This is a genomic window from Bacillus sp. ISL-39, assembly GCF_018613295.1.
Lineage (GTDB): Bacteria > Bacillota > Bacilli > Bacillales > Cytobacillaceae > Mesobacillus.
In genome coordinates, this window is sequence record NZ_JAGGQM010000002.1 from 761188 (window position 1) to 767869 (window position 6682).

Below are 6682 nucleotides of genomic sequence, written 5' to 3' on the forward strand. Positions count from 1 at the left end.
GGCATCCTTTTTTGTGTGTCCTCTACCCTTTTGTACCTGAAGAGATATTTGAGCCTTCAATAAAGTATTTTTGGAAAAAGAAGAATAACAAAACAACCGGCAATAGAACGGTGACGGACATTGCCATCAAGTAATGCCATTGCGTCTGGACAGTACCCTTGAAGGTTTGCAGACCAATCTGCAGCGTGTACTTGCTTTCATCATTGATATAAAGCAAAGGGCCTAACAGGTCATTCCATGCACCGTTAAATGAAAAGATAGCTACTGTAATCAATGCGGGCTTTGTTAATGGGAGCATGATATGCCACCATATCTGGAGGTGGCCTGCACCATCAAGGACGGCAGCCTCGATGAGTTCATTCGGAATCCCCATCATGAACTGTCGCAGCAGGAAAATGAAAAAAGCGCTGCCTAGGAATGCTGGCACAAGCAATGGCAGATACGTGTCAATCCATCCAAGCTTCGAAAAGAGGATATACTGCGGCACCATTGTCACAAACCCTGGGATAAGCATCGTCGAGAGTACCAAGACAAACAGAGCATTTCTTCCCTTGAATCTGATTTTTGCAAAGCCATATGCAACCAGTGAATTGACAAGTACACTTCCGATTGTGCCGACAGTTGCAAGGAAAATTGTATTTAAAGCCCACCGAGTGAAAGGCGCAGTCTGCCAAGCCTCGATATAATTATTGAAATTGAATTCCTTTGGGAAAAACGTCGGCGGATACTGCGCAATCTCTGCAGGTGATTTAAGTGAAGTTGAAATCATCCACCATAAAGGCATTAAGATTAATGTACTTCCGGCAAGGAGCAGCAGTGTCACGAATGAGAGTCTTACCCTATCTTTGAACTTTTTAGTTTCATAAAATTTTGGTGCTGTCATTGAACTCATTTGCCGTCACCCCCTTCATAGTGCACCCACCGTTTACCGAGCTTCATATTTACCGCAGTCAAAATCATGACAATAATGAAAAGCAGCCAGGCCATTGCAGAAGCATAACCCATGTTAAAGACTTCAAAGGCGTTATTCCACATATGCAGGTTATAGAATAATAGCGAATTTCCAGGTCCGCCACTTCCGTTTTCGGTCATGACATATGCTTCCTGGAAAATCTGGAATGCACCAATTGTACTCGTGATCACATCAAAGAAAATAATTGGAGAGATCATCGGAAGGGTTATATGGTAAAACTTTTGCCAAGGGGATGCACCTTCAATATCAGCTGCTTCATACATCTGAGGCGATACCCCTTGCATGATTGCAAGGTATAAAAGCATTCCCCCTCCTACACTCCACATTTTCATTAACAGCAATGCTGGCTTTGTCCATTCAGGGTCAAACAGCCAGGCTGGACCATCAATCCCGAACCAGCCAAGCATCGTGTTCACCAACCCTGTTGATGGACTCAGAAGCTGCATCCAGAGAAAATATACAGCGACCCCGGATAAAACGGCCGGCAAATAATAAATTGTCCGGAAAAACTTCATCCCCTTGATCTTCTGGTTCAACAGGACAGCCAGTAAAATAGCTCCCGCAGTCGTCAATGGAACAGAGAAAATAACATAATAAAGAGTATTAAAAAGAGAAGTGCGGAATAAATCGTCCATCGTAAACATGCGTTTATAGTTTTCCAAACCAATGAAATTCATTTTTGAAGTAATATTGTAATCTGTGAAACTTGCTGCCAGACTGAATAGCAAGGGACCTAAGGTCAGACCGAGAAACCCAATGATCCATGGTGAAATGAATAAATAACCAGCCAGATTGTCTTTTGCTTTTCTGCTGAGTCCCTTGGTTCTGGCTGCTTCAGCAGCTTGACGTTTCCTTATAACTTTAGACCCAGCTTCTGTGTGCACTAATGTACTATCCGATGACTTCATCGTTCCTAAACCCCCCTCGTTGCGTTTAACTTGAAATTAGCGGCTTTACCGAAAAAACAGCTGTCCATTTTCGATTTTTGCTCTGTGTCCTAAAAATTTTTATCCAGGCTTTTTCCGGTAAACTTTGTTGCCTTCTCAAACCAAAGCTAAACCTGGCAGTTTTTTTACGAATATATCTAATAATCTTACGACAGAATGTTCCCGAATATTGCGGTTACTGAACGGGAATGAAAACCTGATCCCAAAAAGACATTTATCAAAAAGAGAAGGGCGGAATGCGCCTTCTCTTTTTGTGTTTATTACTTCTTCATTTTTTCGATGTCTTCTTCCGCTTCTTCCAATGCTTTTTCAGGTGAAGTTTTTCCTAATAGGGCATTGTCGATATGCGGGTTCAATCTGCTGTGATAATCCGGATACTCTACTGGTACCGGGAACATTTTTGTATGTTCCAAGTTTTTAACTGAAGCTTCATAGACCATCTTGTCAGGTCCCTCAAGTTCATTTAAAGCAGCCTCAGCAGCTTCAATGTTAGCAACATTGTCATAGTTTTTAACCGACCAATACTTTTGTGCTTCAACATCTGTCAGATACTTAATGAAGTCCATTGCTTCCTCTGGGTGTTTCGCGCCTTTCGGAATCTCAACTACAAATCCGCCGCCCTCTGCCCAGTTACCTGAACCTTCCTCGTTTGCAGGAATTGGGGCAACGCCAAATTCGACATCCTGCCCATAATCTCTTAACTGTGTGTAGAATGTTCCTACATCAACCCACATCGCAACTTTTCCTGCAATGAATGGATTTGCCTGTTCACTTCCGAATTCTGCCTGGAAGGCCTGTACCGTGTTTTCTCCGAGGCGTTTCTTCCAGTCAAGAATCCAATTAAGTGCTTCAACTTTTTTCGGAGTATTGATTGTCAACTCTCCATCTTCAATAAAACCCTTGCCGCTATCTGCATTTGTCATCCAGCTGGATGCTCCGACACTTCCCCATAAAGGATAGAATCCTACTCGCTCATAGCGATCGCCATCTTTAACGTCTAATTTCTTTGCGTACTCCTCGAGCTCTGCCCAGGTTGCAGGCGGCTTCTCAGGATCCAGTCCTGCTTCCTTGAATGCAGTCTTATTGTAGAAAAGAAGACGTGTGTCTGTATTGAATGGGACAGCATAAGACTTCCCGTCATACTCGACCGTATCCCATAAATGCGGATAGAATTTTTGTTTGAAAGAATCATCTATATATTGGCTTAAGTCCTCAACCTGCTTGTTTTCAGCACGCTGGGCAACTGTGTTGATGTCGTTGATGATGACATCAGCAGGGTTGCCAGCTGCGACTGAGGCAAGATTTTTTGTCCAAATATCGCCCCATGGCAAGAAAGTATGTTTAACAAACACCTTATCCTGGGAATTGTTATAATCATCAATGATTTTCTCTATAATCGGACGGCGTGTTTCTGATCCCCAGAACGTCCAAAAATCGACTATTACTTTTCCGTCCTTCGTTTTTTCGGCATCCGCTTTTTGCTCCCCGGAGCAACCAGCCAGCAAGCCAGTTAGCATAAATACTGCAATAATACCTGCTAGACCCCTCTTCATATCTCTTCCTCCTGTATATTCAAGTTGATTAATAAGTACAACCCTACTCTTACCACGCCTTTCGACAAACTAAACATTTTCTGTAAGCTTTTGTTAAAAACAGTAGAAAAGACACATAAAGAAAGCGCAAGCGACTCGTTAAGCCCCGACAAGCGCTGGAGGGCCTGACAGTGAAGTCGTTCTTTGACTTCATTGGCAGGACCGAAGCGACTCGAGGGGCTAGGCGCTGGAGCTGGATTAAGAAAACTTAAGAGAGTTATCTACAACTCAATAACTTTTATAAATTCCTTAACCATAAAAAAACAGATTCAAAATTGAATCTGTTTTTCCATATCTTCAATCATTGAAATCACCTTTACTGCTTTACTTGCCTCTACTTTATATACCCGTTGTTCTTTAATTCTTTGTATATATACATTTCCTTCACTAATCCATAATTTACATTTATCTGGTTTCCTGCCATCATAAATTAACAATAGATCATATCCACCCTCCATCACAGGGGCATCTTTCACGGTGTTTCCGCCGTTGATCGTCTCATTCATGGTTGCCAGCCAACTTGCTTCGTCAATGATCGAAACTCCTTTTCTTGTCAGGTTGGCGTGAAGATTGAAATGGTCATTTGAATCGGATCTAGTGAGATACGTAATGACAATTTCGCTAGCCGCAAATATCTCTGATGTATTGAGAGCGGCTGCTCCCTCCTGGGCAGGAGTTTTGATTTCTGCCAGAAGGTATGCTGCGCAAACTAATATCATCACAAACGTCAGGAGACTGCCTGTCCAGTTTCTTGCTATGTAATGAGCTGGCCCCTCCGGCCGTCCGGTCCGAACGATTGTATTGTAAGTTTTTCGCTTTTGAATTTCAGACCTTGGAATGTGGCTAAGGTTCTTGAAGCTATCTTCTAGTTCAAATGATTTCTTCAATTATTTCCCCTCTTCTCTTTAACTCTTTTTTTAAGGCAGCCATTGCCCGGGAAGTAGTAATTTTCACTTTGCTTTCGCTCCAGCCAAGAATCAATGCCGTTTCCCTTATCGAAAATTCTTTGATTTTCCTTAAAATCAATACCTCCTGGTAGCTCAGCTTCAGAGCTTTGATTCCCTTGTAAAGGAGTGATGTCTTCTCCCCTTTTACAATGATTTCGACAGGCGATGGCTCACAGGATTGAATGGCGTACTTATCCAATGAAAAAAAGCGCAATCTTCTCCCTCTCCTTAAGTGGTCGACAGCAACATTCCGGGCAATTTTCACGAGCCATGTGAAAATTTGTGAATCACCGTTGAATTGATGGATATGCTTGTACACCCTTAAAAAAGTTTCTTGGGTCAGATCCTCTGCGACTTCCTTCTTGCCGGTCAATAACAGGAGATAGCCATAAACCTTGTCACTGTATTCCTCGTATACCTTCTGGAAATGAATGCTGTAGTGATCGCTCAAAATTCTCCCCCCTTATACAGACAGTTAGACGAACGAGCATAAAAAAAGAATCACTTATTTTCGGAATATTTTTAATTTATTTAAAAATACCAAAAATTCCTCCTCTTTTCATCGACCTAATTGACTAACCAGGAGTTTTTCTGTATCAGATTAGGAAAAAGACGATTTAGAGTGATAACAGTTTGCGGCAGGGATTTTACTATTATGTAAAAGAAAAGAGGCTGTCAAAAGGTCACAAGCAATGACCTTCTGAAGCAGCCCCTTTCCATAGTGTCATTAGCGATAGCATGCGCAGCCGACGATGATTAAGAGGATAAACAGCACAACGATCAAAACAAATCCGCTGCCGTATCCAGCTCCTCCTACACCGTAACCGCCATATCCACAGCATCCGCCGTATCCGTACATGATAAAACCTCCTGATGAAGTTTACTTATACAAAGTTTAGTAACCGAAACCCCAAGAAGCTCCGATTATGATTAAAAGAATGAACAATACTACAAGCAGGGCGAAACCGCCGCCATAGCCACATCCATCAGACATCGTAACAACCTCCTTTTTTTGTGTCCCTATATCCTATTCAGGTCAGGACATTTGTGCAATTAAACAGCGAAAAAAATACTAGCCCAATTAGAAAAGTGCAAGCATGTTGGTCAGCCCCGACAAGCGCTGGCACCCAAACATAAAAAAAAGAGAACCTTGAGTGGTCCTCTTCTTTGCAGTTGGTGCCTATCCTATTTTCACATGGTTTTCTTGGGTTTCATTTAGAAATTCATATGTAATCAAAGGTTTGACCGGTATTTCCAGCCATCTTGACACACCATTATTGTTCACTTTTTCTCTGTACACCGGCTTACAATCTTCGAGCAGACATAGTTTCAAGGTCTCAAAGCCGCTTAGTTGCTGAACCGCTTCCTCGATTTCTTTTTTCTCTTCCGCAGTTGCAAGAACGTTTTCTTTCTTCGGCTCAAGCAGGACCACAATCAATTCTTTCCGCATTTGTTTTTCCAGTTCCATTCTTGCGAAAGCGAGTTTTTTTAAAGTCCTGTTCAACTGCCACATGCTGATTCCAGCTAATTTTTTATAGATCATTTTAATTGCCTCCAATTTGCCCCCAACTTCTATTCTAAAAGACAATTCGTTTAAACGTAAGATTATATTAGGGTATGGGAAAAATTCCAAAGGATGTTATTAGGATTTCAATTTGTTATTAAAGAGGAGCATCAAAACCGTACTTATTAAAGTTTGTATTCATTTAAAAAGAGCAGCCGGAGTTTTGGCCGAACCGGGAATGACAAAATCACGAGGATGAGCCGATGTTTTCCGGCGTGACTTCAGACAAAAATACGAGGTTGAGTCGATATTTTGTCCGAACCTGGCGTGACTTCGGACAAAATCACAAGCTTGAGCTGGCTTTTTGTCCGAACCTGGCTTCACTTCAGACAAAAAAACGAGGTTGAGTCGATATTTTGTCCGAACTTGCCTTCTCTTCAGACAAAATCACAAGGGTGAGCCGGAGCTTTGTCCGAACTTGCCTTCACTTCAGACAAAAATACGAGGATGAGTCGATGTTTTGTCCGAACCTGCCTCCACTTCAGACAAAACCACAAGCCTTAGCCGGCTTTTTGTCCGAACTTGGCTTCACTTCAGACAAAAATACGAGGATGAGTCGATATTTTGTCCGAACTTGCCTTCTCTTCAGACAAAATCACAAGGGTGAGCCGGAGCTTTGTCCGAACTTGCCTTCACTTCAGACAAAATCACAAGGGTGT

The 6682-nt window shown here is 42.2% G+C and carries 8 protein-coding genes; all 8 read right to left on the reverse strand.

Annotated elements, in window-relative coordinates:
* Window positions 1-22: 22 nt before the first annotated feature.
* Window positions 23-892, reverse strand: a complete 870-nt coding sequence (locus J7E37_RS05570; protein WP_214777632.1) for a carbohydrate ABC transporter permease — start codon at window positions 890-892, stop codon at window positions 23-25.
* Window positions 889-1881, reverse strand: a complete 993-nt coding sequence (locus J7E37_RS05575; RefSeq protein WP_215022858.1) for a carbohydrate ABC transporter permease — start codon at window positions 1879-1881, stop codon at window positions 889-891. The genes J7E37_RS05570 and J7E37_RS05575 overlap by 4 nt, the downstream gene beginning before the upstream one ends.
* 299 nt (window positions 1882-2180) lie before the next feature.
* Entirely contained in the window at window positions 2181-3473 is a 1293-nt protein-coding gene (locus tag J7E37_RS05580; RefSeq protein ID WP_215022860.1) for an ABC transporter substrate-binding protein, read from the reverse strand.
* A gap of 308 nt (window positions 3474-3781) precedes the next feature.
* Window positions 3782-4399, reverse strand: coding sequence for a hypothetical protein (locus J7E37_RS05585; RefSeq protein ID WP_215022861.1), 618 nt, complete (start codon window positions 4397-4399; stop codon window positions 3782-3784).
* Window positions 4383-4910, reverse strand: coding sequence for an RNA polymerase sigma factor (locus J7E37_RS05590; RefSeq protein WP_215022864.1), 528 nt, complete (start codon window positions 4908-4910; stop codon window positions 4383-4385). Before J7E37_RS05590 ends, J7E37_RS05585 begins: the two co-directional genes overlap by 17 nt.
* Before the next feature lie 276 nt (window positions 4911-5186).
* Window positions 5187-5318: a YjcZ family sporulation protein gene (locus J7E37_RS05595; RefSeq protein ID WP_213366403.1), complete on the reverse strand. Its 132-nt coding sequence runs from the start codon at window positions 5316-5318 to the stop codon at window positions 5187-5189.
* A gap of 36 nt (window positions 5319-5354) precedes the next feature.
* Window positions 5355-5453: a YjcZ family sporulation protein gene (locus J7E37_RS05600; RefSeq protein ID WP_079508178.1), complete on the reverse strand. Its 99-nt coding sequence runs from the start codon at window positions 5451-5453 to the stop codon at window positions 5355-5357.
* Window positions 5454-5639: 186 nt separating this feature from the next.
* Window positions 5640-6002 (reverse strand): hypothetical protein, encoded by a 363-nt coding sequence (locus tag J7E37_RS05605; RefSeq protein WP_214777641.1) that lies wholly within the window; start codon window positions 6000-6002, stop codon window positions 5640-5642.
* Window positions 6003-6682: the final 680 nt, after the last annotated feature.

What these genes read in the sequence shown, in the direction of transcription:
- J7E37_RS05570 (WP_214777632.1), bottom strand. Translation starts at nt 892, where the DNA reads ATGAGTTCAATGACAGCACCAAAATTTTATGAAACTAAAAAGTTCAAA.
- J7E37_RS05575 (WP_215022858.1), bottom strand. Translation starts at nt 1,881, where the DNA reads ATGAAGTCATCGGATAGTACATTAGTGCACACAGAAGCTGGGTCTAAA.
- J7E37_RS05580 (WP_215022860.1), bottom strand. Translation starts at nt 3,473, where the DNA reads ATGAAGAGGGGTCTAGCAGGTATTATTGCAGTATTTATGCTAACTGGC.
- J7E37_RS05595 (WP_213366403.1), bottom strand. Translation starts at nt 5,318, where the DNA reads ATGTACGGATACGGCGGATGCTGTGGATATGGCGGTTACGGTGTAGGA.
- J7E37_RS05600 (WP_079508178.1), bottom strand. Translation starts at nt 5,453, where the DNA reads ATGTCTGATGGATGTGGCTATGGCGGCGGTTTCGCCCTGCTTGTAGTA.
- J7E37_RS05605 (WP_214777641.1), bottom strand. Translation starts at nt 6,002, where the DNA reads ATGATCTATAAAAAATTAGCTGGAATCAGCATGTGGCAGTTGAACAGG.